24 protein-coding genes and 1 tRNA gene are annotated in these 21,489 nt (G+C 64.0%); 10 read left to right on the plus strand and 15 right to left on the minus strand.

What is annotated here, in order from left to right; genetic code table 11:
- Window positions 1-496 (plus strand): serine aminopeptidase domain-containing protein (locus PMI40_RS07395; protein WP_008113700.1); only part of this gene is annotated, 496 nt, incomplete at its 5' end.
- 86 nt (window positions 497-582) lie between these two features.
- On the opposite strand, the gene PMI40_RS23740 is transcribed toward PMI40_RS07395, so the two are convergent.
- The 3 genes from PMI40_RS23740 to PMI40_RS07405 all read right to left on the minus strand — a co-directional run bounded on the left by PMI40_RS23740 (window position 583) and on the right by PMI40_RS07405 (window position 2,383).
- The gene (locus PMI40_RS23740) at window positions 583-900 is read right to left on the minus strand and encodes a hypothetical protein (RefSeq protein WP_157221464.1); all 318 of its coding nucleotides are present in this window, start codon (window positions 898-900) and stop codon (window positions 583-585) included.
- Window positions 901-1,308: 408 nt separating this feature from the next.
- Window positions 1,309-1,725, minus strand: a complete 417-nt coding sequence (locus tag PMI40_RS07400; RefSeq protein WP_008113702.1) for a hypothetical protein — start codon at window positions 1,723-1,725, stop codon at window positions 1,309-1,311.
- Window positions 1,726-1,807: 82 nt separating this feature from the next.
- Window positions 1,808-2,383, minus strand: a complete 576-nt coding sequence (locus PMI40_RS07405) for a gamma-glutamylcyclotransferase (RefSeq protein WP_008113703.1) — start codon at window positions 2,381-2,383, stop codon at window positions 1,808-1,810.
- 167 nt (window positions 2,384-2,550) lie between these two features.
- Here PMI40_RS07405 and PMI40_RS24510 point away from each other — a divergent pair, with 167 nt between their 5' ends.
- Window positions 2,551-2,685 (plus strand): hypothetical protein, encoded by a 135-nt coding sequence (locus PMI40_RS24510; RefSeq protein ID WP_008113704.1) that lies wholly within the window; start codon window positions 2,551-2,553, stop codon window positions 2,683-2,685.
- Window positions 2,686-2,779: 94 nt separating this feature from the next.
- Here PMI40_RS24510 and PMI40_RS07410 read toward each other — a convergent pair whose 3' ends face one another.
- The 4 genes from PMI40_RS07410 to PMI40_RS07425 all read right to left on the minus strand — a co-directional run bounded on the left by PMI40_RS07410 (window position 2,780) and on the right by PMI40_RS07425 (window position 6,099).
- Window positions 2,780-3,838, minus strand: coding sequence for a quinone-dependent dihydroorotate dehydrogenase (locus tag PMI40_RS07410; RefSeq protein WP_008113705.1), 1,059 nt, complete (start codon window positions 3,836-3,838; stop codon window positions 2,780-2,782).
- 88 nt (window positions 3,839-3,926) lie between these two features.
- The gene (locus PMI40_RS07415) at window positions 3,927-4,655 is read right to left on the minus strand and encodes an arginyltransferase (RefSeq protein WP_008113706.1); all 729 of its coding nucleotides are present in this window, start codon (window positions 4,653-4,655) and stop codon (window positions 3,927-3,929) included.
- Between the two features lie 93 nt (window positions 4,656-4,748).
- Window positions 4,749-5,510, minus strand: a complete 762-nt coding sequence (gene aat, locus PMI40_RS07420) for a leucyl/phenylalanyl-tRNA--protein transferase (protein WP_008113708.1) — start codon at window positions 5,508-5,510, stop codon at window positions 4,749-4,751.
- 22 nt (window positions 5,511-5,532) lie between these two features.
- A complete protein-coding gene (locus tag PMI40_RS07425) occupies window positions 5,533-6,099 on the minus strand; it encodes an NUDIX hydrolase (protein WP_008113710.1) in 567 nt (188 codons plus the stop codon).
- A gap of 194 nt (window positions 6,100-6,293) precedes the next feature.
- Between PMI40_RS07425 and PMI40_RS07430 the strand changes: the two genes are divergently transcribed.
- Window positions 6,294-6,370, plus strand: a tRNA-Met gene (locus PMI40_RS07430).
- Between the two features lie 65 nt (window positions 6,371-6,435).
- Window positions 6,436-6,708 (plus strand): hypothetical protein, encoded by a 273-nt coding sequence (locus PMI40_RS07435; protein WP_040501785.1) that lies wholly within the window; start codon window positions 6,436-6,438, stop codon window positions 6,706-6,708.
- 135 nt (window positions 6,709-6,843) lie between these two features.
- Here the strand turns inward: PMI40_RS07435 and PMI40_RS07440 are convergent, their stop codons facing one another.
- From PMI40_RS07440 to PMI40_RS07450, 3 genes are all read right to left on the minus strand, one after another.
- Window positions 6,844-8,076, minus strand: coding sequence for a hypothetical protein (locus PMI40_RS07440; RefSeq protein ID WP_008113712.1), 1,233 nt, complete (start codon window positions 8,074-8,076; stop codon window positions 6,844-6,846).
- Window positions 8,077-8,087: 11 nt separating this feature from the next.
- Window positions 8,088-9,407 carry an oligosaccharide flippase family protein gene (locus PMI40_RS07445; RefSeq protein ID WP_081496424.1) on the minus strand — a complete coding sequence of 440 codons (1,320 nt, stop codon included), beginning with the start codon at window positions 9,405-9,407 and terminating at the stop codon, window positions 8,088-8,090.
- 494 nt (window positions 9,408-9,901) lie between these two features.
- Complete coding sequence (locus tag PMI40_RS07450; protein WP_008113714.1) at window positions 9,902-10,264, minus strand: VOC family protein; 363 nt, start codon at window positions 10,262-10,264, stop codon at window positions 9,902-9,904.
- Between the two features lie 110 nt (window positions 10,265-10,374).
- Here PMI40_RS07450 and PMI40_RS07455 point away from each other — a divergent pair, with 110 nt between their 5' ends.
- Window positions 10,375-10,671 (plus strand): hypothetical protein, encoded by a 297-nt coding sequence (locus tag PMI40_RS07455; protein WP_008113716.1) that lies wholly within the window; start codon window positions 10,375-10,377, stop codon window positions 10,669-10,671.
- Window positions 10,672-10,746: 75 nt separating this feature from the next.
- Here PMI40_RS07455 and PMI40_RS07460 read toward each other — a convergent pair whose 3' ends face one another.
- Window positions 10,747-11,178, minus strand: coding sequence for a response regulator (locus PMI40_RS07460; protein WP_008113718.1), 432 nt, complete (start codon window positions 11,176-11,178; stop codon window positions 10,747-10,749).
- 452 nt (window positions 11,179-11,630) lie between these two features.
- Here PMI40_RS07460 and argE point away from each other — a divergent pair, with 452 nt between their 5' ends.
- On the plus strand, window positions 11,631-12,833 hold the full coding sequence (gene argE, locus PMI40_RS07465; RefSeq protein ID WP_008113720.1) for an acetylornithine deacetylase: 1,203 nt from the start codon (window positions 11,631-11,633) through the stop codon (window positions 12,831-12,833).
- 63 nt (window positions 12,834-12,896) lie between these two features.
- Here the strand turns inward: argE and PMI40_RS07470 are convergent, their stop codons facing one another.
- From PMI40_RS07470 to PMI40_RS23745, 4 genes are all read right to left on the minus strand, one after another.
- Window positions 12,897-14,054: an MFS transporter gene (locus PMI40_RS07470; RefSeq protein ID WP_008113723.1), complete on the minus strand. Its 1,158-nt coding sequence runs from the start codon at window positions 14,052-14,054 to the stop codon at window positions 12,897-12,899.
- A 57-nt stretch (window positions 14,055-14,111) separates the two neighbouring features.
- Window positions 14,112-14,771, minus strand: coding sequence for a 7-cyano-7-deazaguanine/7-aminomethyl-7-deazaguanine transporter (locus PMI40_RS07475; RefSeq protein ID WP_008113725.1), 660 nt, complete (start codon window positions 14,769-14,771; stop codon window positions 14,112-14,114).
- A 93-nt stretch (window positions 14,772-14,864) separates the two neighbouring features.
- On the minus strand, window positions 14,865-15,737 hold the full coding sequence (locus tag PMI40_RS07480) for an SMP-30/gluconolactonase/LRE family protein (protein ID WP_008113727.1): 873 nt from the start codon (window positions 15,735-15,737) through the stop codon (window positions 14,865-14,867).
- Window positions 15,738-15,866: 129 nt separating this feature from the next.
- A complete protein-coding gene (locus PMI40_RS23745; protein ID WP_008113729.1) occupies window positions 15,867-16,007 on the minus strand; it encodes a hypothetical protein in 141 nt (46 codons plus the stop codon).
- Between the two features lie 338 nt (window positions 16,008-16,345).
- Between PMI40_RS23745 and hemN the strand changes: the two genes are divergently transcribed.
- From hemN to ccoS, 4 genes are read left to right on the plus strand one after another with little or no spacing between them, the layout of a single operon-like run.
- Complete coding sequence (gene hemN, locus PMI40_RS07485; protein WP_008113731.1) at window positions 16,346-17,779, plus strand: oxygen-independent coproporphyrinogen III oxidase; 1,434 nt, start codon at window positions 16,346-16,348, stop codon at window positions 17,777-17,779.
- Window positions 17,780-17,792: 13 nt separating this feature from the next.
- A complete protein-coding gene (locus tag PMI40_RS07490) occupies window positions 17,793-18,599 on the plus strand; it encodes a sulfite exporter TauE/SafE family protein (RefSeq protein WP_008113733.1) in 807 nt (268 codons plus the stop codon).
- On the plus strand, window positions 18,596-21,073 hold the full coding sequence (locus PMI40_RS07495; RefSeq protein ID WP_008113734.1) for a heavy metal translocating P-type ATPase: 2,478 nt from the start codon (window positions 18,596-18,598) through the stop codon (window positions 21,071-21,073). Before PMI40_RS07490 ends, PMI40_RS07495 begins: the two co-directional genes overlap by 4 nt.
- On the plus strand, window positions 21,073-21,258 hold the full coding sequence (gene ccoS / locus PMI40_RS07500; protein ID WP_008113736.1) for a cbb3-type cytochrome oxidase assembly protein CcoS: 186 nt from the start codon (window positions 21,073-21,075) through the stop codon (window positions 21,256-21,258). The genes PMI40_RS07495 and ccoS overlap by 1 nt, the downstream gene beginning before the upstream one ends.
- Window positions 21,259-21,489 lie beyond the last annotated feature (231 nt).

Genomic DNA, 21,489 nt, shown 5'->3' on the forward strand with positions numbered 1-21,489 from the left:
GGCGCCCCGCCTGGCCACTGGCGGCTTCAGTCCGGTACGCGGCCTGATGCTGTCGTCACCGGCGCTGGCGCTGGATCTGACACCGGCCCAGCACCTGCTGCTGAAGATATCGGGCTGGCTGGCACCCGGATATGCGCTACCCACGGCCCTGCCGGCCGAACGTATCTCGCACGATCCGCAACAGGTCAGGGCCTACCGGCGCGACCCGCTCAACCATGGCAAGATCGCGCCCCGCATGCTCAACTTCATGCTGGACGCGATGGCCCAGGTGCAGCGGGATGCAGGCACTTTCACCAGGCCGGTGCTGCTGCAGGTCGCCGGCGACGATGCCTTCGTGGCCGCGCGCGGCAGCCGGGCTTTTTTCGACGCCCTGCCGGCCGGCAACGGCCGCTGGCATCTCTACCAGCACGCCTACCACGAGCTGTTCAACGAGGAAACGGCCATCAGGCAGCAAGCCGAGGACGACTTGCGACGCTGGCTGGGCCAGTTCGACTAGATTGTCTTGACGATAATTGACGGTTAATTACCAGTGTAAAGCCGTACAACGCGCTCTTTTGGGGGACTGGCGGGCAGGAGATGCCATCAAGGCTGGCCGCTGGGCGCATTGGAGAATGCGCAGCGGCTGTCGAAACCGACGAAGCCGGGCGCGCAGGCACAGCCTTCGAGCGCCAGCAGCAGCGCGATTGCGGCGATCGAGGAGGTCAGACGCTTCATCCGTGTTTCTTTCGTTCGGGTGGCAAACGATCGAGTGTAATCGGTGATGGCGTATTTGCAAGCGGGGGCCTGGCGGCGCTGACGCTTGCCGCAGGATGCAAGATAGATATCAATGATGCTGATAAGACAAAAAGCGGCTTGTCTGCATTGCAATGCGACAAAAACCGCTTTCCAGGGTGCTTCCAATGTTCCACGCTGCCGCGCCGACTCCATCGCGGGAGCCGCGTCGGCGATGTTGCCTGGCCGCTGTTACTTGGCCGACATCATGTAGCGCGCAACCATGGCGCCGATCAACAGGGTGTAAGGCAGGACGTCGACGAGGATGTTCATGATTTGCTCCGCAAGAAAAAAGTGATCTGTTGCGTTGCAATATATGCCTTCGCTCGGCGCCCATCCAATTTTGAATCCCAATATCAGTTATCTATTTCTTGAATAACTGAGCCGACGCTCTGCCGGCCCCGCGGATTTTTCTTGAAAATCCTTTGAAAACAAGCGCTTATGGCAGTTGTCTTGGCTGCAAGGTTGCGAATGCGTTGCCGGGTCACGCCGCTCGGTACGCGGCTTGTGGCCCGGGCGCCACATCTGTGCCGGCGCTTATTGCGCCAGCAGCATCTTCAGGCCGCGGGCATCGGAGGCGATGCGCACGCGGTATGGGCCGCCGTTGCCGACCTGGACCACCACCTTGCCGCGCTCGCTGTCGGTTGCAGTGGCAAGCCCCTGGGCTGGCTTGATGCTGAAGGTGTAGCTACCTGGCTTGAGCCAGATCGTCAGGTGCTCGCCGCCGGTGATCTGGGCCAGCACGACATCGTTGATGGCCAGCTCCATCATCTGGCTGTTGAGCAGGCCGGTGTCGCGTGTGAATTCGATTGCCGACAGCCCGGTTTCCTGCTGGGTCATGCTCTTGATGTAGACGCGCGAGGCAGGGATTTCGCCGCTGGCGGTGCGGGTTACGGGGGCTACGCATCCGGCCAGGGCAATCACGGCGGCGCAGGCGGCCAGGGTCTTGATCATGTTGTTGTTCCTTCTGTGATGGTGTCTGGTGGGCAGGTTGTGCCGCGAGCCGGCAAAGATAACACGAGCGCCGACTGCGGCATCAATGATCTGCTTGCTGCAGTGCCAGCAGCTGGCGCTCGATTTCGAACACATGGGTGTCGTCGGTACCCAGTTCGCGCAGCGCCTGCGCCAGCATCAGCAGGTAGTCGCTGTTGCGCCCGCTGGGGCCCTCGGCCAGGGCGATCTGGCGCGCAATGTCCTGTTCGCTGGCTGGCCCGGCAAAGGCGGCATTGTCTTCGGCGGCGATATAGATCAGGCCCTCGACGCTGCCAGCGTGATCCAGGTGAATGGCGGTGACCAGGCGCAGGTAGCCATTCTTTTCACGGTGGTCGAGGTGCGCGAAGACTTCGGGCGTGACCAGGTAGGCCATGCCGCGGCAGATGGCGTCGGCCTGGGGCGTCAGCGTGACCACCCGGCCCGGCGACTGCGGCGTGCCACGATGGTCGTGCGAGCCCTGCCAGAAACGACGCGCCCAGCCCGTGATGTGACCCGGCCGACGCTCGAGATAGGGGAAGTCGGCCTTGAAGATGATCGAGCCGTAACCGAACAGCCAGACGCTGGCGTGACTGTCGAACTGTTTCATGTTCTGGTTGATGGCAATGGTATTGGCAGACATGAATCGCGGGCAAGGTGAATGAAGGCAGTGCTGGGCAGCCATTATAAATGGCGTGACCGACACGCGTGGCGATGCGCCGCGACCGAGATGTGGAGGGGACAGGTTGGCGCTAGAATGCGCGCTAAGCTGATGCCGCGGGACGGCATCGTCCATTTCAGGGGATCATCATGCGTATCATCTTCATGCTGCTGGCGCTATGCGTGGGCATGGCCGGCTGCGAAAAGACCGATTTCGAAAAGAAGGCCGAGGCCGACGCCGATGCACGCCGGGTCTTCAATCTCAAGCGCGATGCGGCGAAATGAGGAACCAGACATCGGCCGCCAGGCGGCCCCCGGTATCGATGTGAAACCAGCAGGCACCGGCCTGCTGTTTTCTCGATCGCTCGATCAAGCCCGGTCAGTGGTGCGCAGCGGCCACCGGTGCGCGCAACGCCTCGGCGCATTCGCGCACCAGCGCCGGCCCCTGGTAGATCAGGCCGGTATAGAGCTGCACCAGCGAGGCGCCGGCGTCGATCTTGGCACGCGCATCGGCGCCATTGAAGATACCGCCCACGCCGATGATCGGGATGGCATCGCCCAGTTCGGCGCGCAGTCCGGCAATCACCCGGTTCGACAGTTCGAGGACCGGGCGACCCGACAGGCCGCCGGCCTCCTCGGCGTGCGGCATGCCGGCCACGGCGTCGCGGGTGATCGTGGTATTGGTGCCGATGACGCCGTCGATGCCATGGCGCAGCAGCGCATCGGCCACATTCTTGACCTGTTCGGCGTCCATGTCGGGGGCGATCTTGAGCGTGACCGGCACGTAGCGGCCATGGCGGTCGGCCAGTCGGCGCTGGGCCGATTTGAGCTGCGACAGCAGCGCATCGAGTTCGGACGCGCCCTGCAGTTGGCGCAGGTTCTTGGTATTGGGTGACGAGATGTTGACGGTCACGTAGCTGGCATAGGGGTAGACGCGCTGCAGGCAATGCACGTAATCCTCGGCTGCCCGCTCGATGGGGGTGTCGGCGTTCTTGCCGATGTTGAGGCCCAGCACGCCTTGTTTTTCCTGGTAGAAGCGCGATGCCTGGACATTGGCCACGAAGGCCTCGACACCGCCGTTATTGAAACCCATGCGATTAATCACGGCCCCGGCATCCGGCAGGCGGAACATGCGCGGCAGGGGATTGCCCGGTTGCGCGCGCGGCGTCACCGTGCCGACCTCGATGAAGCCGAAGCCGAGCGCGGCCAGCCCGTCGATATAGGCACCATCCTTGTCCAGGCCGGCGGCCATCCCCACCGGGTTGGGAAACTCGATCCCCATCATGGTGCGCACGTCGCGCGCCGGCTTGGCGATGACATCGGTCAGGCTGTAGCGCGCAGCGCAGCGCAGCGCCGGCAGGGTGAGGTGGTGGGCGGTTTCGGGCGCCATGGAGAACAGCAGCGGACGCGCGAGCGCGTAGAGGAATTTGTCGGACACGATGAGGGCTGGCGGTGAAAAGTGCCGCTATTCTAACTGCTCATGGCGGCCTTCCGGCAGCGGGCGTTGCAGATGCAAGACAGCCGCTTCAGGCCTGCAGCGTGTTCCAGACCCCGTGCTGGTAAGCCTCGAGTGGTCGAAAATTGGTCTTGTAGGCCATCTTGGGACTGGCGCTGATCCAATAGCCGAGGTAGACGTAGGGCATGCCCAGCTGGCGCGCCTGCTCGATCTGCCACAGGATATTGAAGGTGCCCAGCGAGGCCGCCGGCAGGTCGGGATCGAAAAAGGTGTAGACCGATGACAGGCCGTCGTTGAGGACGTCGATGATGCTGACCATGCGCAGCACGCCGTCGGGCTCGCGAAACTCCACCAGGCGTGTATTGACCTTGCTTTGCAACAGGAATTGCGCGTACTGGTCCCGGCTGTCCTGGTCCATGCCGCCACCGGCATGGCGCACCGATTGATAGCGCAGGTACAGCTCGTAGTGTTCCTGGGCGTAGGTCAGGTTGGTCACCAGTGCCACCAGTTGCTGGTTGCGTGCCCAGGCGCGGCGTTGGCTGCGGTTGCTCACGAAGTCGGCGGCCCGGATACGTACCGGCGTGCAGGCATTGCAACCGTCGCAATAGGGCCGGTAGGTGAAGATGCCACTGCGGCGAAAGCCGGTCTTGACCAGCTCTGAATAGACGTCGGCATTGATCAGGTGCGACGGGGTGGCCACCTGCGAACGTGCCTGCTGGTGGTCGAGGTAGCTGCAGGGATAGGGCGCGGTTGCATAGAATTGCAGGGTCGAGAACGGCAGGTCTTTGAGATGCGTCATGGGCGTCCTGTGCGTGCTTTATGTGCAGCCCGGCAATCGGCGATCGTGAGGGTGCTGCCGGATGATGAACCGTGGCATTAATTTACACCAATTTCATCCAGCCTGGAGCGGCGCCTGGTCGGCCCGGGGCGGGATGCCGGTTTGCAGCAGGTCCAGCGGCTGCCACTGCGTGATCTGGGGCGCCCCGATGGCGCCGTACAGGTGATCCAGGAACGCGCTGCGCGAAATCGGGCGTGCGCCCAGCGAAGCCAGGTGCGAGGTTTCCTGCTGGCAGTCGATCAGCTCGACCCCGTGCCGGCGGAGAAAGAACACCAGGTGCGCCAGCGCCACCTTGGACGCATCGCTCACGCGCGCGAACATCGACTCGCCGTAGAACATGCGCCCGATGGATACCCCGTAGGCACCGCCGACGAGCTCACCGTTGAGCCAGACTTCGGACGAATGCGCATACCCGGCGCGGTGCAGGCCGCTATAGCCGTCGACGATCTCGGGTGAAATCCAGGTGCCGTGCTCGTGGCGGCGCGGTCCGGCGCAACCGTGCATGACCTGTTCGAAGGCGGTGTCGAAAGTGACCTGCCACAGGCCGTCGCCGTGGCGGCTGCGCTCGATGCGGCGCAGCGTCTTCTTGAGACTGTCGGACACCACGAACTGGTCGGTGCGCAGCACCATGCGTGGATCGGTGCTCCACCACAGGATGGGCTGGCCTTCGGAGAACCACGGAAAGATGCCCTGGCGATAGGCCTCCAGCAACCTGGGTGGCGACAGGTCGGCACCGGCCGCTAGCAGTCCGGCCGGGTCTTGCAGCGCGCGCGAGACGTCGGGGAAAGGGGTGTCGATATTGAGCCAGGCGATCATTGACTATGCCATGCGAAAGCCATCAGATCATGCGGCGCCGGATGTCCTCGGTGTGCAGCGCGAAGCCGCCTTCACCGCAACCGATCTTGCGCAGATCGTCGAAGAACGCGCGCAGGGTGAACTCTACCGTGGGAAAGGCAATGTCGTGCCAGGGAATCTGCTGTTCTGTATAGAGCCCCACTTCCAGGCTCTCCACGCCGGCGCGGTAGTCGAGGTCGAGCAGGTCGGCGCGGTAGAACAGGTGTACCTGATGCACATGCGGCACGTTCACGACCGAGAACAGCTCATGCAGTCGAATGCGGGCGCCGGCCTCTTCCTCGGTCTCGCGCATGGCGGCGTCGCCGGTGGTCTCGTCGTTTTCCATGAAACCGGCCGGCAGGGTCCAGTAGCCCAGGCGAGGTTCGATGGCGCGCTTGCACAGCAGTACCCGCACCTCGCCGTCCTGCTCCCAGACCGGGATGGAGCCGACCACCATCTTGGGGTTCTGGTAATGGATCGTGCCGCAACTGGTGCAGACGAAGCGCGGCCGGGTGTCATCGGCAGGAATCTGCTGGGCAACCGGCTGACCGCATTCGGAACAGAATTTCATAGAAGAGGATCGTCGTGACTTGGCTGGCTTTGTGATGGGAATGCGGATGTCTCGTTGCACGGCGGTGGCAATCCGGATCACCGTAGGGACCGGCGCGCGTCACCGCAAATGCGGAGTGAAGTGTATCACTGTCAAAAGATGGCAGAGAGTGTTTGCATTCTATTTGGAAGTGCCCTATAATTGCTTTCTTCAGACGCGGGGTGGAGCAGTCTGGCAGCTCGTCGGGCTCATAACCCGAAGGTCGTAGGTTCAAATCCTGCCCCCGCAACCAAATTGTAAAAGCCGTTGAATGCATTGCGTTCAGCGGCTTTTTTGCATTGGGCGCGCGGTGCTGGTATGCCTGCCACCGTCGCGAGCGTTTCAACTGTAACCGTGGCGCTGGCCACTGACATGGCACTGCAACCTCGCATGCCCATCATTGATCTCAACCCGGATGCACACCGGCAGCCGGCTCACTTGATCGATATGGAGGTTGTCATGCGTTTTTTCCTGATGATTGCAGGCCTGTTCTTGTCCCTCAACGCGCAAGCCGCCTTTGCCGGCGTCATTGGCGATGTCGCCCGCGGCGTCTGGGATGGCTACCTGTTCCTGATCACCAACTGGATCTGAGGCGCACCATTGGCGGTATCGTCGCCGGCACCCGGGTTCGGATCTGGCCTGCCGTGGCGAACAGCCACATTGATCGAGGCATCGTCGATGCGGCCGCACGCAGTGGTGAGGCCTGATCGGCCTCTTGGCATGACCTCAAGGCAGCAGGTAGGGGTTGACGGGAAATGTGTCGGGCGTGATCAACGGCAAGCTCGCGCCGGCGGCAAGTGCAAGAGTGATCTTGGTGACCACGAGCGCAACGACCAATGCACAAAACACGATCCTGGTACGCAGGGGGAGTGTCGAAAGCAATCCGATGCCGATCGGGAGCATCGTCATCATGTAGCGCGGCTGGACGTACAGCGAGGCAGAAATCATCAGCCAGGCCGCGATCCAGAAAACCGCCATGCGGCCCGATTGCGGCGCATTCCTTGCCAGGAAAGTCTTCAATACGGTATATGCGGCAGCGAGGAAGGCAAAAAGATTTGCCACGCCGAAGAGCCAGTAGCCAATCCCCAGCCAGTAGATCTGCCCATTTGTTTGTTGGATGCCTGGAAAGATCGCCAGGCTGACGACGTTGAGCACGCTGCGCCTGAGCCAATCGGTCAAGCTGAGCAGCGCGACCGTGACGCTCGATGATGATATGCCTGGCTTGACTTGCGGAACCTGCCCCGAAAAGGTGCTGGCCACGGTGATATTGCGATGCAGGAAGGAGAGCCATTCTGATAGCGGATGCATCAGCGTTACCGTGGCCGCGCAAAGCGCCACGCTGGCCAGGAGTGCAACGACATGCGGGCGGGGCGTGCGCTCGGCGGCGGTGAACACGACCACCAGCAGCAGCAACAGCGCGCCATAGCCATCCCGGAACGCAGCCGCCAGCAATGCCGCCATGATGGAGTAGACGAGCCATCCGGAGGGTTTGCGCAGCATCAACCAGCACAGTGCCAGCGTCAGTGCCAATAATGGCAATTCCTTGTTCGGGCCCGGAAACGTCAGCAACAGGTAGGGGTTGCCAACGATGCCCAGGACTGCGACCGGAAACGAGCCGGTCATCGCAGCGTCATCGATGAACAACTTCTTGTAGAACAGGCTGGCAGTGACCAGCAGCGCCCCGTTGATCACCGGATAGAACCATGAACTCAACAAGTATCCGGGCGCATACAGCGCCAGCAGGCCGCATAGATCGAAGCGCTTGATATAGACAAGGTTCGCATAGTTTTCAACCAGGTATAGCGATCTTGCCAGCGCAGAAACGTCAGTGATGGCGATACCGGCGGCCAGCGCCTGCTCGAACTTCAGTTGGATGAACACCGAGACGGCGCAGCCGGCTAGCACAAACAGTGCAATGCTGGTCCAGTACCACCGGGCCTGCTGTTGCGTTTTTTGCATCGTTATTCTGCTTATATCGAGCGGTTGATCTGTGAGTCGAGCTTGCTGCATCTCGCCTTGAAGAAGGTCGTCCAGAGCACTCCCGCCAGCAATTGGATGCTGGCCCCGAGCAGCCAGCCCCAGCCCCCTGCGACAATTCCCATATGTGGCGTGGCCAGCAGCACGAAACTTCCCACCAGGATGATGTTGGCGGCATTGGTCCAGATGACGTAGGCTCCTTGGCCGTGTACCAGAATCTGTTGGTAGAAGATCTGATAGACGGAATTGACAGCAATGGCCAGGAAAATCAATTGCAGCGGCAAGGTTCCTACCGCCACGATTGTTGCATCGTGAATCCAGAGATTGAGGAAGAAGGGGGCGGTCAGGGCGGCAATGAGGCAAGGCAGCACATTGAGCAGCGCCACGCCGATGCTCAAGTGCCGCAGCGAACGCGTTTCCCCGACGGGGAGCTCGACCGACAACCGGGGATAGAATGCGGCCAGCAACGGGCCCTGGAACTGGAAGAACGCCAGGCCCAGGTTGGCCACGGCGATGTATCTTCCGTAGTCGCTGACCGACACCATGCTCGAGAGAATGAACCGGTCTATCTGCGAAACGAGCAAGCCCAGCAGCACACCGACGGACAGTATCCCTGTCTCATGGGTCAATTTCATCAGGTCCGCCAGTGTCGCCTTGGCGCCGGAGCCCGAGAGATGGCGCCTGATCGTCGTCCTGTTGGCTACCCACTCCATGGCCGTGAGCACGGTGAAACCGATCAGGTAGGCCTGCGCCGTGGGCGACCAGAACAGCACGAGGCTGGCGGCCGCACCATGTTTGGCGGTGGCGAAGACCACTTGGCGAATATTGGCCAGGTGCTGTTCCTGCATGCCGTTCCAATAGCCGATATGTACGGTGTTCCAGAACTGGAAGAAGAACATCAGGAAAGCAAGCCGCAAGCTGGCGTACGACTCTTCCGGCGCGCCATCGGTGAGCTTGAGCCAATGCGTTGCCAACCACGGTACTGCGAGCTGCCCCACGCAGAACGCCGCGGCAGCCAATAGGAAGTAGGCTCGGGAGAAGATGGCGAATTGGCGCGCTACCCCGTCTTTGTCGGCACTGGCTCGTGCGATATCCCGGGGGATGATCTGCGACAGGCCGGCATCCAGTAGCGTAAGAAACCCCTGCACCGCGATGCAGATGGCGACCAGGCCCCACTCATGGGGTGCCAGGTGATGTACATAGAACGGGATCAGCAGAATGCTCAGCGCAGCACGCCAGATGACCCCCCCATAATTGAAGATCGCATTCCGGGTAGTACGAGATAGATCTAATTTTTTCGAAAAGAAAGAAATGGTCGTCTCACGGTTTAATTTGCTGCACGCCCGTTTGAATGTGCTACGGCCTCAATCATCCTGCTTGAAATGGGGAAGAAGCACGAGCGAACGGGATATTATATTTTCCAGGCTGCGAGATCACCAGGCGCCGGCTTGCGGTTCGACAGATGAGTCAAGGAATGTTCACCGATCATCAACAAATAGTGGTGGGCCTTTCAGGTGCTCATGATGAAATGTGCGCCGTCGCATATTGGTTCTTGCAAGTGCCCCTCGTGGGAACAAAGCATTGATAGCGGCGACGCTGGGGGATTTGCATTATATTGCCAACGCTGCGTTTGAGAACTGTTTCTCGGGCCATAATCATAAGCCGAGATCGAGTTAGTCACAAATGCCAGCAAAATGCGATATGTCTACCGAAAATTAGCGAGGCAATCATCGTCAGGGCAAGATACCCGGTTACCCCCTGCAGGATCGCCTAACAAGAGCCATGGTGCGAGGCCGTGGTACGAGGTTCAACCGGCGTGCCGCTCCTGCCCGAACTCGAGCAGGTTGCCATCCGGATCGATCACGTAGAGTTCGTCCATTCCCCAATCGGTATGCACCACCGCGCCCAGCGACGCGATGCGCTGGCGCAGTTCGGCATGGACCGCGGCGATATTGCCGACCCGCAGGTAGCACGAAGTGTTTTCCGCGATATGCCGCTCGTCGCACTTCCAGAAATGCAGTTCGGTGCCGTCGCGCCGGGCAATGCCGTAGCCGGCCTGGTCGATATGCCGGACCTTGAAGCCCAGTGTGTCCTGGTAGAACGCCAGCGTGCGTGGCAGGTCGAGGCTGGCCAGGACCGGAATGGCCTGGCCGAAGAGGGGCGTGTTCATGGTTCTCCTGGTCGCGCCAAAACAGGGATTGTACGCAGAACGCCACTGTTTTCGACCCCTGTCGGTGCCAGGGGAAGTGATACGATGCCAGCTTCTTCATGGAGGAAAGTATGGAAACGCCCGAATCGTCCCAATCGCCCCAGACTGCCGCGCCAGTCGATCCCTGGACCGCCCGTGCCGACGAGCTCAGGGGCACCATGGAAGCATTGCTCGAAGTGCAGTTGCACGAGTACGAGGTGATGAACGCCAAGCTGGAGGCCTGGAAGCAGGATCCGTCGGCCGGCCATCTGACCGTCAACGACTACGAACCCTGGCAGCTGGCGCTGAAGAAGCTGGAACAGGCGCACCGCGAATTCGACGCCCACTTGGCTACCCGCGTGGGCGACGCCCCGCCCGAGGCCAGGTAGGCCGCGACACGCTCCCATATCGAGACCGGGCCCGCCATGTGCGGGCCCTTTGCATGGGGCATGCGCCCCCGGCGCTCAGGCCTGGCGCGCAGCGCGTCCCCGGCCCCAGCGCTCTACGCAATCGAGCAGTGTCTGCATGTAGTCGTCGGCTGCCTCCGGTTTTTGCAGGTATTCGTTGGCGCCGGCATCGAGCAGGTCATTCATCGCCGGCGGGTAATCGGCATCGGCAAAGACCACGATCGGGATGTTGCGCGTGGCGCGCCCGCTGCGCATGGCACGGATGAACTCGAGACCATTGTTTTCCATCATCGCCGGATCGAGCAGCACCAGGCGCGGCAATTGCCGGTCCGGTCCGGCCCGGCGCCGATGCAACAGGCGCTCGCTGGCGGCGTCGGCATCGTCATACCATTGCAGGATGCAGTGGAAATTGCTCCGCCACAGCGCAAAGCGCGCCAGTTCGATGGCTTCTCCGTTGGATTCAATCATCAGGATGATTGGCGGTTTCATGGTCGATACCCCCCTCTGTGCTTCGATGCGGTGCGATGCCGGCTCTTGTTCTCAACCGGTGGGATGGTGGCCGATGGGAACATGCGTCTGAGCCAGTGTCACAAAAAAAACAGGGGCGACATATCGTGAAATTCCTGATGAGGTGCCGGCGCCACAGCGCTCCCGGGGCATGCGCTGGCGCAATATGGGGCGCAATTTGCAGCCGCGCCGAGCGCATCGCGTCGAAATAGGGTGTAATGTCGCCTGCGCTGCGCCGGCGTGCTCTGCACACAGGCGCTCGACGTGTTTTCCAAGGGCAGGTGACACCAGAATCGCCGCCTTTGCAGGCCGCCAGGGAAATGGGGCTTGGCAAGTCATCGGTGCGCCGCTGCAACGGTGGCACGAGGCTTGCTGCTGAGTTGGCGGGCGATGCGAACACGCAGGCGCCCGCAATTGAACAGGCAGACATCATCATGAACGCACAACTGAACACCACCTCGTCGGAACCGACGACGTCAACGCTGGACATCCTCAAGACCCTCATCGGTTTCAACACCATCAGCCGCGAGTCGAACCTGGGCTTGATCGAATGGGTACGCGACTATCTCGAGCGCCATGGCGCCACCACCCGCCTGACCTATGACGCCGAGCGGCGCAAGGCCAACCTGTTCGCCACCATCTCAGGCGCGGCCCGTACCCCGTTCGGCACGGTATTCTCGGGCCATACCGACGTGGTACCGGTGAAGGGACAGAACTGGGACAGCGACCCCTTCGTGGCGCGTGTGGCCGACGGCAAGCTGTTTGGCCGCGGCGCCTGCGACATGAAGGGATTCATCGCGGTGTGCCTGGCGCGGCTGCCATCGATCGACCAGGATCGCCTGCACACGCCGCTGCATTTCTCGTTCTCCTATGACGAGGAGGTGGGGTGCCTGGGCGTGCGCGAACTGCTGGCCGACCTGGCCCAGCACCAGATCAAGCCGACCGGCGTGATCATTGGCGAGCCGACCTCGATGCAGGCCGTCATCGCCCACAAGGGCAAGCGCTCCTATCGCTGCTCGGTGCATGGCCATGCCGCGCATTCGTCCTGCCCGCACCTGGGCATCAACAGCATCGACTACGCCGCCATGATGCAGTTGAAGATCCGCGAGATCGCCCACCGGGTGCGCCAGTCCGAAGCACAGGACTACGATTTCGACGTGCCCTACTCGTCGATCTGCACGACCTTGTCCAATGGCGGCAATGCACCCAACATCATCCCGGACAAGGCCGAGTTCGTGTTCGAACATCGCTTCCTGCCCGGCGTCGATCCGCAGCAGGTGTTCAATGAGGTGAAATCCTATGCCCAGACCGAGATCGAGCCGCAGATGAGCATCGATGGCGCGCGTGGACGCATCGAGTTCGAAACGCTCACCGCCTACCCCGGCATGAGTACCCCGGCCAACGATCCCCTGGTGGCGTCGGCCTTACGCATCCTCGGCAGCGAGCGCGCCAAGAAGGTGGGTTTCGGCACCGAAGGGGGCCTGTTCGGCGAAGCCGGCATGCCGGCGGTGATCTGCGGGCCAGGCGATATCGCCCACGCCCACAAGCCCAACGAGTTCGTCACGCTGGAGCAGCTGGCGCGCTGCGAAAGCTTCTTCGATAATTTCGTGGCGCAGTCCAACCTGCAGCCGGCCTGATCCGGCCGGGCAAGAAAAAGGCGCTGGTCTGACCGACCAGCGCCTTTTTTTGTGCTGGCGGCTTCAGGCCACGCCGCGCGCGCGGCGTTCCAGCGACGCCGACAAGGCCACCGTGGCCAGCCCCAGCAGGGCCACCGCCGAACCGATCAGCGGCAGGTCGGTCAGCGGCAGGCCGGCGGCAATGGCCACGCCGCCGATCCAGGCGCCGCTGGCGTTGCCCAGGTTGAAGGCACCCTGGTTGAGGGTCGAGGCCAGGTTGGGTGCGCCGCGTGCGGTGTCGAGCACGCGCACCTGCGCTGCCGGCACCACTGCGAAGGCAAATGCGCCCCAGGCAAACATGGTCACCAGCGTGGGCCACTTGTAGTGGCTGGTCCACGAGAACAGGCCCAGCACGATCGCGATGCACAGGAACATGGCGCACATCACCGGCATCAGCTTCCAGTCGGCCAGCTTGCCGCCGACCAGGCCGCCCACGGTGATGCCGGCGCCGAACAGCAGCAGCACCCAGCTTTCCTGCTGGGCGGTGAAGCCGGTCACGTCCAGCAGGATGTAGGCGATGTAGGTGATCACGGTAAACATGCTGATCGAGGCCAGGGTCGAGGTCAGCAGCGACAGCTGCACCTGGGTCGACAGGATGGAGCGGAACTCCTGGAAGATGTCGCCGCCCTGCATGGCGATCTTGCGAGGCAGCAGGGCCCACAGCATGATCGCCGCCACCACCCCGATCACGGTGACCGCACCGAAGGTCGAGCGCCAGCCCGTGGCATGGCCGAAGGCGGTGCCCAGCGGCACGCCCAGGATATTGGCCACGGTCAGGCCGGTAAACATCAGCGCCACGGCCTGCGCCCGTTTGTTGGGCGCCACCAGTTCGGCCGCCACCACCGAGCCGATGCCGAAGAAGGCCGCATGGCAGAACGCCGTCACCACCCGCGCCACCATCAGGAAGGTATAACCGGGCGCCACGGCGCACAGGATATTGCCCAGGATGAACAGCGCCATGAGGCCTACCAGCGCCTGCTTGCGGGGCCACTTGGCGGTCACGATGGCGAGGATCGGGGCACCTGCGGCCACCCCCAGGGCGTAGCCCGAGACCAGCATGCCGGCAGCTGGCGCCGACACGCCCAGGTCGCGCGCGACATCGGGCAGCAAGCCCATGATGACGAATTCGGTAGTGCCGATGCCAAACGCGGCAACGGCCAGGGCAAACAGGGGCCAGTTCATGAAATTTCCTGAAGGGAGTGGGGCAGGGGGAGTGCGGCGATCCGGACAGCCGACATGTTACCGGTTCGCGGCCAACGCTGCACGGGGTCCCAGCAATTTGCCCAGCATGTTCATCAGCGCGCCATAGGCGGGCAGGAAGAACAGCAGGCTGATGACGATCTTGACGCCGTAGTCCACCAGCGCGATCTCGCCCCAGTGGCCGGCCATGAACGGGTCGCTGCTGCGCCAGAACGCAATGGAGAAGAACGCCAGCGTATCGACCGCATTGCCCAGCACCATCGAGGCCGCGGGAGCGAGCCACCAGCGCCGACTTTGCCGCAGCCGATTGAAGACCTGCACGTCCAGCACCTGGCCCAGCGCATAGGCCATGAAGCTGGCGGCGGCGATGCGCGCCACGAACGGGTTGAAATGCGCCAGCGCGGCCAGGCCCTGCCACTGGCCCTGGTAGAACAGCGCCGATACCAGGTACGAAACGAACAGCGCCGGCACCATCACGGTCAGGATGATGCGCCGCGCCAGCGCAGCACCGAAGAAGCGTACGGTCAGGTCGGTGGCCAGGAAGATGAACGGAAAGCTGAACGCGCCCCAGGTGGTATGCAGGCCAAACACGATCACCGGCAACTGCACCAGGTAGTTGCTGGAGGTGATCACCACCAGGTGAAACAGCGAAAGCCAGGACAGCAGCACGGCGTGCCGCCGCAAATCGAGGGTTGTCATAGGGACCTTTTTGACGAATGGGGTTAGGGAACCCATGGATGAACTGGCTGCCGTCGACGCCGACGGCAGGGGCGCTACTTTACCACAGGGCCTTCAGCGAGGCGGCCGCCGGGCGCCATTGACGGCCAGGTAGACCGCATAGACCGAGGTGGTGGCGGTGATGAAGAGCCGGTTTCCACGCGGCCCGCCAAAGACCACGTTGGACACCACCTCTGGCACCAGGATCTTGCCCAGCAGGGTGCCGTCGGGGGCATAGCAATGCACGCCATCGCCGGCGCTGGTCCAGATGTTGCCCCGATGATCCAGGCGAAAGCCGTCGGCCAGGCCCGGGTCGATGGTGGCAAACACCTCGCCGCCGCGCAACCGGCGGCCATCCACCACGTCGAACAGGCGGATATGGTGCGGTCCATCGGTGCGGTGCGACAGGCCCGTGTCGGCGATGTAGAGCTGCGATTCGTCCAGCGAAAAGGCCAGCCCGTTGGGTCGTTCCAGGTCGGCGCTGACGATATCCAGCTCCCCGGTGTCGCCGTCGGTGCGATAGACATGGCAGGCGCCGATCTCGGTCTCGGCCCGGTGTCCCTCGTAGTCGCTGTCGATGCCGTAGTCGGGATCGGTGAACCAGATCGAACCGTCCGACTTCACCACCACGTCGTTGGGCGAATTGAGACGTTTTCCCTGCCAGTGCGAGGCCAGCGTGGTGATGCTGCCATCGTGTTCGGTGCGCACCACCGCGCGCGCGCCATGCAGGCAGCCGACGATGCGCCCCTCGCGATCCAGCGTGTTGCCGTTGTTGAACTGCGACGGCTGGCGAAACACCCCGGCACCGGTCCCTTCGGACCATCGCATCAGCCGGTTGTTGGGAATATCGCTCCAGATCAGTTCTTCGGTGGCCGGCAGCCACACCGGGCCTTCGCTCCAGCGGCAACCGGTATACAGCCGGTCGAGTTGGGCGGTGTCGATCACCATGCGGCGAAAGCGGTCGTCGAGATGCCGGAAAGGCGATTCGGGCAGGGACGTGCGGGCTCCTCGGTTGAAATGGATGCGACCTGTCGGGACTGGCGGCGACGCGCCGACAGCGGATGACCGCGATGATGATCACGCCGCTCCGGTGACGCTGATGCCGATGAGCACTGCCGCCACCGACATCAGCAGGTACTGGCTGCCCATGTCGAGCGAGGCGCCCCCGGAAAAGCCGGCGATGAGCAACCCGGCAGCAGCGTGGCACCATGGCACCATGGCGCGGGGTGAAACAGGTCATCTTGTCTCTATCGTTTTTATCGAGCCTGCGCGGTCACGCAAGGTGCGGGTCATTGCTCGTCTTGTTCATTGCCAACCCGGCCCCGGCGATGCCAAAGGCCGGGGCGATGACATTTTCATCATAGGGAGCGCCCAAAGGGAAGTCAACTGGTCGGACCAGAGGGCCTGGCCTGCCGCATGTAAAGATCCGAGGCCGCGCCTGGCGTGCCGTGGCGCGTCATCGGCGCCTGCTTGATGCATATCAAGGCGGGCAGCGGACGGGCATCCTATCCTGCAATCTCCGATCAATTCCCGCCTCGCTCGGCCAGGAGCATTCCATGCAAGTCGCCTCATCGTCCCTGACGTACCATTCATCCAGCCTGGCCGGCATGAGCAACAGCGTGCTGCGCAAGATGGACCAGCGCGGGCCGCGCTACACGTCCTATCCGACGGCCGACCGCTTCAACGCCGACTTCGCCGTCACCGACTACCTGCATGCGGTCAACGACCGGCGCAGCATGGGCGCCTGGCGCGCCTTGTCGCTGTACCTGCACATTCCATTCTGCGACACCATCTGCTACTACTGTGCCTGCAACAAGATCGTGACGAAGAATCGCGCCAAGGCCTCGCTCTACCTGAGCTATCTCAAGCGCGAGATCAGCATGCAGGGTTCGCTGTTTGCCGGCATGAACCAGGTCGAGCAACTGCATTTCGGCGGCGGCACGCCGACCTACCTGTCGGACCAGCAGATGGGCGACCTGATGGCGCACATCCGTGGCAGCTTCGCGCTGGCGCCCGACCACGTGGGTGAATACTCGATCGAGATCGATCCGCGCACGGTGTCAGTCGAGCGTGTGCATTCGCTGCGCGCCCAGGGCTTCAACCGGCTCAGCCTGGGCGTGCAGGATTTCGACGCCGAGGTGCAGCGGGCGGTCAATCGCATCCAGCCCGAAGCCGACACCCTGGCGGTGATGGCGGCGGCCCGCGCGGCCGGCTTCGGCTCCATCAGCATCGACTTGATCTACGGCCTGCCGCGCCAGAACGTGATGTCGATGTCGCAGACCCTGGCCAAGGTGATCGCCGCCGGCCCCGACCGCATCGCCGTCTACAACTATGCGCACATGCCGCAGCTGTTCAAGACCCAGCGCCAGATCGACGAGAGCGAGCTGCCCAGCGCCGACAGCAAGCTCGACATGTTGTCGCTGTGCATCCGCCAGTTGACCGCCGCCGGTTACGTCTACATCGGCATGGATCACTTCGCCAAGCCCGACGACGACCTGGCCATCGCCCAGCGCCAGGGTCGGCTGCACCGCAATTTCCAGGGGTATTCGACGCACTCCGAGAGCGACCTGGTGGCGTGCGGCGTGTCGGCCATCAGTGCCGTCGGCGGCAGCTACAGCCAGAACGAAAAGACGCTCGACGGCTACTATGCGCGGCTGGAAAACTCGACCTTGCCGATTGCCCGGGGCATCCGGCTGGGCATGGACGATGTGCTGCGGCGGCTGATCATCCAGCGCCTGATGTGCAACTTCGAGTTGTCGATCAGCTCGCTGGAGATCGCCTACCCGATCGTGTTCCGGGATTACTTTGCCGCCGAGATGGACATGCTGCGCGCGCTGGAGCAGGACGGCCTGATTCGCATCGAGCCCGAATGGATCACGGTCGAGCCCAAGGGCCGGCTCCTCATTCGCAATATCTGCATGGTGTTCGACCGCTACCTCAAGCAAGACCGCGAGCAGGCGGCGCCGCAACGCTATTCGCAAACCGTCTGATGGCGAGCCGGGCATGAACCTGTTGCCGCTATGGCTGGTAGGGCTGATGGGCAGCGTGCACTGCCTGGCCATGTGTGGCGGGATCGTTGGCGCGCTCAGCGGCGCCGGGGGGACGGCCCCGGCACCGCTGCTGCGCTACAAGCTCTCCGGCGGCGCCGTGCGAGCGTCCAGGCCGGCGCTGGTCAATGACGAAATCGTGCGCGTGCTGGGCTACAACCTGGGGCGCCTGGCCAGTTATGCCTGCGCCGGTGCGCTCGCCGGTGGCATCGCCGGCGGCCTGCTGCGCGGGGCCGACGTACTGGGCTGGATGCTGCCGCTGCAGCAGGCCGCCTATGTCGCCGTGAACCTGATGCTGGTGGCCCTGGGACTGCACCTGGGGCAGTGGTGGAGCGGCGTGGCGCGGCTGGAACACCTGGGCCAGCGTGCCTGGCGCGCGTTGCGTCCGCTCACGGTGCGCTTGCTGCCGGTCGACTCGGCCGCCAAGGCACTGCTGCTGGGCGGGCTCTGGGGCTGGCTGCCCTGTGGCATGGTCTACAGCGCCTTGCTCAGCGCCATGCTGGCCGGCGACGCGGTGCGCGGTGCGCTTTGCATGCTGGCCTTCGGCGCCGGCACCTTGCCCATGCTGCTGGCCGCCGGCGTCTCGGGCGCGCGGCTGCGGCGCCTGGCAGGTGGCGCCGGCTGTCGTCGGCTGGCTGGATCGGTGGTGTTGTGCTTCGGCCTGCTGGGCCTGTGGCGGGCGGCCGGATTCGGTGCGCTCGGCATGGCGCGCGTCTGGCTGGACGTGCTGTGCATCACGCCGGCTCACGCAAGCTTGCCATGAACGCCCCGGCGCTCTGCTTTCATTGTGGCCAGCCGCTGGACGGCCCCGGCTTGCAACTCGACATCGGTGGCGCCCTGCGCGACCTGTGCTGCGTCGGTTGCCACAGCGTGGCCGCACTGATCGTAGAGGCTGGCTGCGACGAGTTCTACCTGCGTCGCTCGGCGCCATCGGCGCGGGTGCCGCCCGAGCAACTGGTGCCGGCCGAACTGGCGTTGTTCGACACCATCGACGGCGCTGCGCCCGGTGCCGCCGGCGATACGCTGGTGCTGTCGGTCGACGGTTTGCGCTGCGCCGCCTGCGTCTGGTTGATCGAGCGCTACCTGTTGCGTTTGCCGGGGGTGGCCGCGGCCGAGTTGAACGTGGCCACCGGTCGCCTGGGCATCCAGCGCGACGCGGCGCGTTGCCCGACCTCGCTCATCCTCGGTGGCCTGCGCCGGCTGGGCTACGTGGCCTACCCGTTCGATCCGCTGCGCCAGGGCGAGCAGGCACGGCGCACCACGCGCCGGCTGTTTCGCCAGTTGTTCGTCGCCGGCATGTCGATGATGCAGGTGATGATGTATGCCATCCCGGTCTACCTGACCCGGGACGGCATCGAGCCCGAGATGATGGCGCTGATGCGCTGGGCCAGCCTGCTGCTGACCATTCCGGCGGTGTGCTATTCGGCATTGCCGTTTTTCAGCGGCGCCTGGGCCGGCTTGCGCGCCCGGACACCGGGCATGGACCTGCCGGTCGCCATCGGCATCGCTGCGGCCTTCGGCGCCAGTGTCGTGGCCACCTTCCGCGGCCAAGGCGAGATCTGGTTCGACAGCGTATCGATGTTCATCTTCCTGCTGCTGGCCAGCCGCTATCTCGAAAGCGCCGCGCGGCGCCGCTCGGCCAGTGCGCTGGAGCGCATGCACCAGGCATTTCCGGCCTCGGCACTGAGGCTGGACGATTATCCTGCTCGCCAGTCCACGACCCCGGTGGCGGCGCGGCAATTGCGGGTCGGCGACGTGATCCTGGCCCGTCCCGGCGACACCATTGCCGCCGATGGCGAACTGCTCGATGACGGCGCCGAACTCGACCTGTCGCTGCTCACCGGCGAAAGCCGGCCGCAACGCATGGCGCCCGGACAAGCGGTGCCGGGTGGTGCGCTCAACGTCGGCCATCCGGTGCTGGTGCGGGTCAGTCGCACCAGCGACGACAGCACCCTGGCGGCTATCACACGCCTGGCCGAGCAGGCCGGCGCCGCGCGCCCGGCGCTGGCGCAGTGGGCCGATGTCGTGGCCTCGCGTTTCGTGCTGGCCCTGCTGGTGCTGGCGGCGGCCACCTTCGTGGCATGGCGGTTGATCGATCCCGCGCATGCCTGGTCGAGCGCCATTGCGGTGCTGGTGGTGTCGTGTCCCTGCGCCCTGTCGCTGGCCACGCCGTCGGCGCTGGCCGCGGCCACCGACCGGCTGTTGCGCGAAGGCATGCTGGTGGTGCGGGGGCGGGTGCTGGAAGCCCTGCAACGGGCCGATACCATCATCTTCGACAAGACCGGCACGCTGACCGAGGGACGTCCGCAGCTGGTGCGCATCGTCCCGGCGACGTCCGTCACCACGGCGCCCCAGCTGCTGGCATTGGCGGCTGGCCTGGAAAGGGGCAGCCTGCATCCGCTGGCGCGGGCATTGTGCGACCAGGCCGAGCGTGGCGGCATAGCGGCCGCGCCCTGCGAGGCGCTGCAATCGATGACCGCGCACGGGATGCAGGCCGACATCGGTGGCCGCACCCACCGCATCGGCTCGCAGGCCTTCGTGGCAGGCCTGTGTGGGCAGCCGCTGCCAGCGTCATTGCAACTGCCGGCCGCAGCCGGCGCCGGCAGTGTGTACCTGGGCGACCAGCATGGCTGGCTGGGGCGCATCGACCTGGCCGACAGCCTGCGTGCCGACGCGGTGGCGACCGTCGCGGCGTTTCGTGCGCGCGGCATGCGCACGGTCTTGCTCAGCGGCGACCGCAGCGACGTCTGTGCCGCCGTCGGTACCCGCGCCGGGATCGACCAGGTGGTCGCCGACTGCACGCCCGGGCAGAAGCTGGCGTACGTACGCGCACTGCAGGCCACGGGCGCGGTGGTGGCCATCGTCGGCGACGGCATCAACGATGCCGCCATGCTGCGCGCGGCCGATGTGTCGTTTGCCATGCGGCGGGGTGCGGCGCTGGCCCAGGTCAGCGCCGATGCGGTAGTGATGTCGGATCGCCTGCACACGCTGGTCGCTTGCAGCGACATGGCCACCCGCACCATGCGCGTGGTGCGCCAGAACCTGGCATGGGCGGCGGCCTACAACCTGCTGGCCATTCCGGCGGCGGCAATTGGCTGGCTCGACCCATGGATGTCGGCGGTGGGCATGTCGCTCAGTTCCCTGCTGGTGGTGGGCAATGCATTGCGACTGAGCCGGGTGACCCGCCGCCGTCCGGCCCAGGCGCTGGCCGAACCGGTGCTGCAGGGGGCTGGCTGATGGAAGCCCTTTACCTGCTCATCCCGTTGAGCACCGCACTGGTGTTCCTGGCGATCTGGATTTTCTTTCGTGCCAGCGACGGCGGCCAGTTCGACGATCTCGAGGGGCCTGCGCTGCGTATCCTGCATGACGACGATACCGCCCTGGTGCAGTCATCGGCGGCGCCTTCACCGCCGTCGTCGTGATGTGCGGCCGGCATTGCCGGCCTTCGATCGGATCAGCGCAGGCCCTTCGCAGGCTTGCGACAGGCCCTTCGACCGGCTCATGACAGGCTTCGATACAGCGCTACGCGCTTACTCAGCCCGAACGGTGTTCTTTGGGCAGGACAAACGGGTGCAACGGACTAGGCGGTCCCAAGTAGTTCTTGATGCAAAAAAAGCGCGACAGATAGCGCCACGCGATACCAAGCCCGATGC

The sequence above is a fragment of the Herbaspirillum sp. YR522 genome (genome assembly GCF_000282575.1).
Taxonomy (GTDB): Bacteria; Pseudomonadota; Gammaproteobacteria; order Burkholderiales; family Burkholderiaceae_D; genus Herbaspirillum.

Coding starts and splice junctions, on each gene's coding strand:
- PMI40_RS07400 (WP_008113702.1), bottom strand. CDS start 1,725: ATGATCAAGACCCTGGCCGCCTGCGCCGCCGTGATTGCCCTGGCCGGA.
- PMI40_RS07405 (WP_008113703.1), bottom strand. CDS start 2,383: ATGTCTGCCAATACCATTGCCATCAACCAGAACATGAAACAGTTCGAC.
- PMI40_RS24510 (WP_008113704.1), top strand. CDS start 2,551: ATGCGTATCATCTTCATGCTGCTGGCGCTATGCGTGGGCATGGCCGGC.
- PMI40_RS07415 (WP_008113706.1), bottom strand. CDS start 4,655: ATGACGCATCTCAAAGACCTGCCGTTCTCGACCCTGCAATTCTATGCA.
- aat (WP_008113708.1), bottom strand. CDS start 5,510: ATGATCGCCTGGCTCAATATCGACACCCCTTTCCCCGACGTCTCGCGC.
- PMI40_RS07425 (WP_008113710.1), bottom strand. CDS start 6,099: ATGAAATTCTGTTCCGAATGCGGTCAGCCGGTTGCCCAGCAGATTCCT.
- PMI40_RS07435 (WP_040501785.1), top strand. CDS start 6,436: ATGCCTGCCACCGTCGCGAGCGTTTCAACTGTAACCGTGGCGCTGGCC.
- PMI40_RS07440 (WP_008113712.1), bottom strand. CDS start 8,076: ATGCAAAAAACGCAACAGCAGGCCCGGTGGTACTGGACCAGCATTGCA.
- PMI40_RS07450 (WP_008113714.1), bottom strand. CDS start 10,264: ATGAACACGCCCCTCTTCGGCCAGGCCATTCCGGTCCTGGCCAGCCTC.
- PMI40_RS07455 (WP_008113716.1), top strand. CDS start 10,375: ATGGAAACGCCCGAATCGTCCCAATCGCCCCAGACTGCCGCGCCAGTC.
- PMI40_RS07460 (WP_008113718.1), bottom strand. CDS start 11,178: ATGAAACCGCCAATCATCCTGATGATTGAATCCAACGGAGAAGCCATC.
- argE (WP_008113720.1), top strand. CDS start 11,631: ATGAACGCACAACTGAACACCACCTCGTCGGAACCGACGACGTCAACG.
- PMI40_RS07470 (WP_008113723.1), bottom strand. CDS start 14,054: ATGAACTGGCCCCTGTTTGCCCTGGCCGTTGCCGCGTTTGGCATCGGC.
- PMI40_RS07475 (WP_008113725.1), bottom strand. CDS start 14,771: ATGACAACCCTCGATTTGCGGCGGCACGCCGTGCTGCTGTCCTGGCTT.
- PMI40_RS07480 (WP_008113727.1), bottom strand. CDS start 15,737: ATGGTGATCGACACCGCCCAACTCGACCGGCTGTATACCGGTTGCCGC.
- PMI40_RS23745 (WP_008113729.1), bottom strand. CDS start 16,007: ATGGTGCCATGGTGCCACGCTGCTGCCGGGTTGCTCATCGCCGGCTTT.
- hemN (WP_008113731.1), top strand. CDS start 16,346: ATGCAAGTCGCCTCATCGTCCCTGACGTACCATTCATCCAGCCTGGCC.
- PMI40_RS07490 (WP_008113733.1), top strand. CDS start 17,793: ATGAACCTGTTGCCGCTATGGCTGGTAGGGCTGATGGGCAGCGTGCAC.
- PMI40_RS07495 (WP_008113734.1), top strand. CDS start 18,596: ATGAACGCCCCGGCGCTCTGCTTTCATTGTGGCCAGCCGCTGGACGGC.
- ccoS (WP_008113736.1), top strand. CDS start 21,073: ATGGAAGCCCTTTACCTGCTCATCCCGTTGAGCACCGCACTGGTGTTC.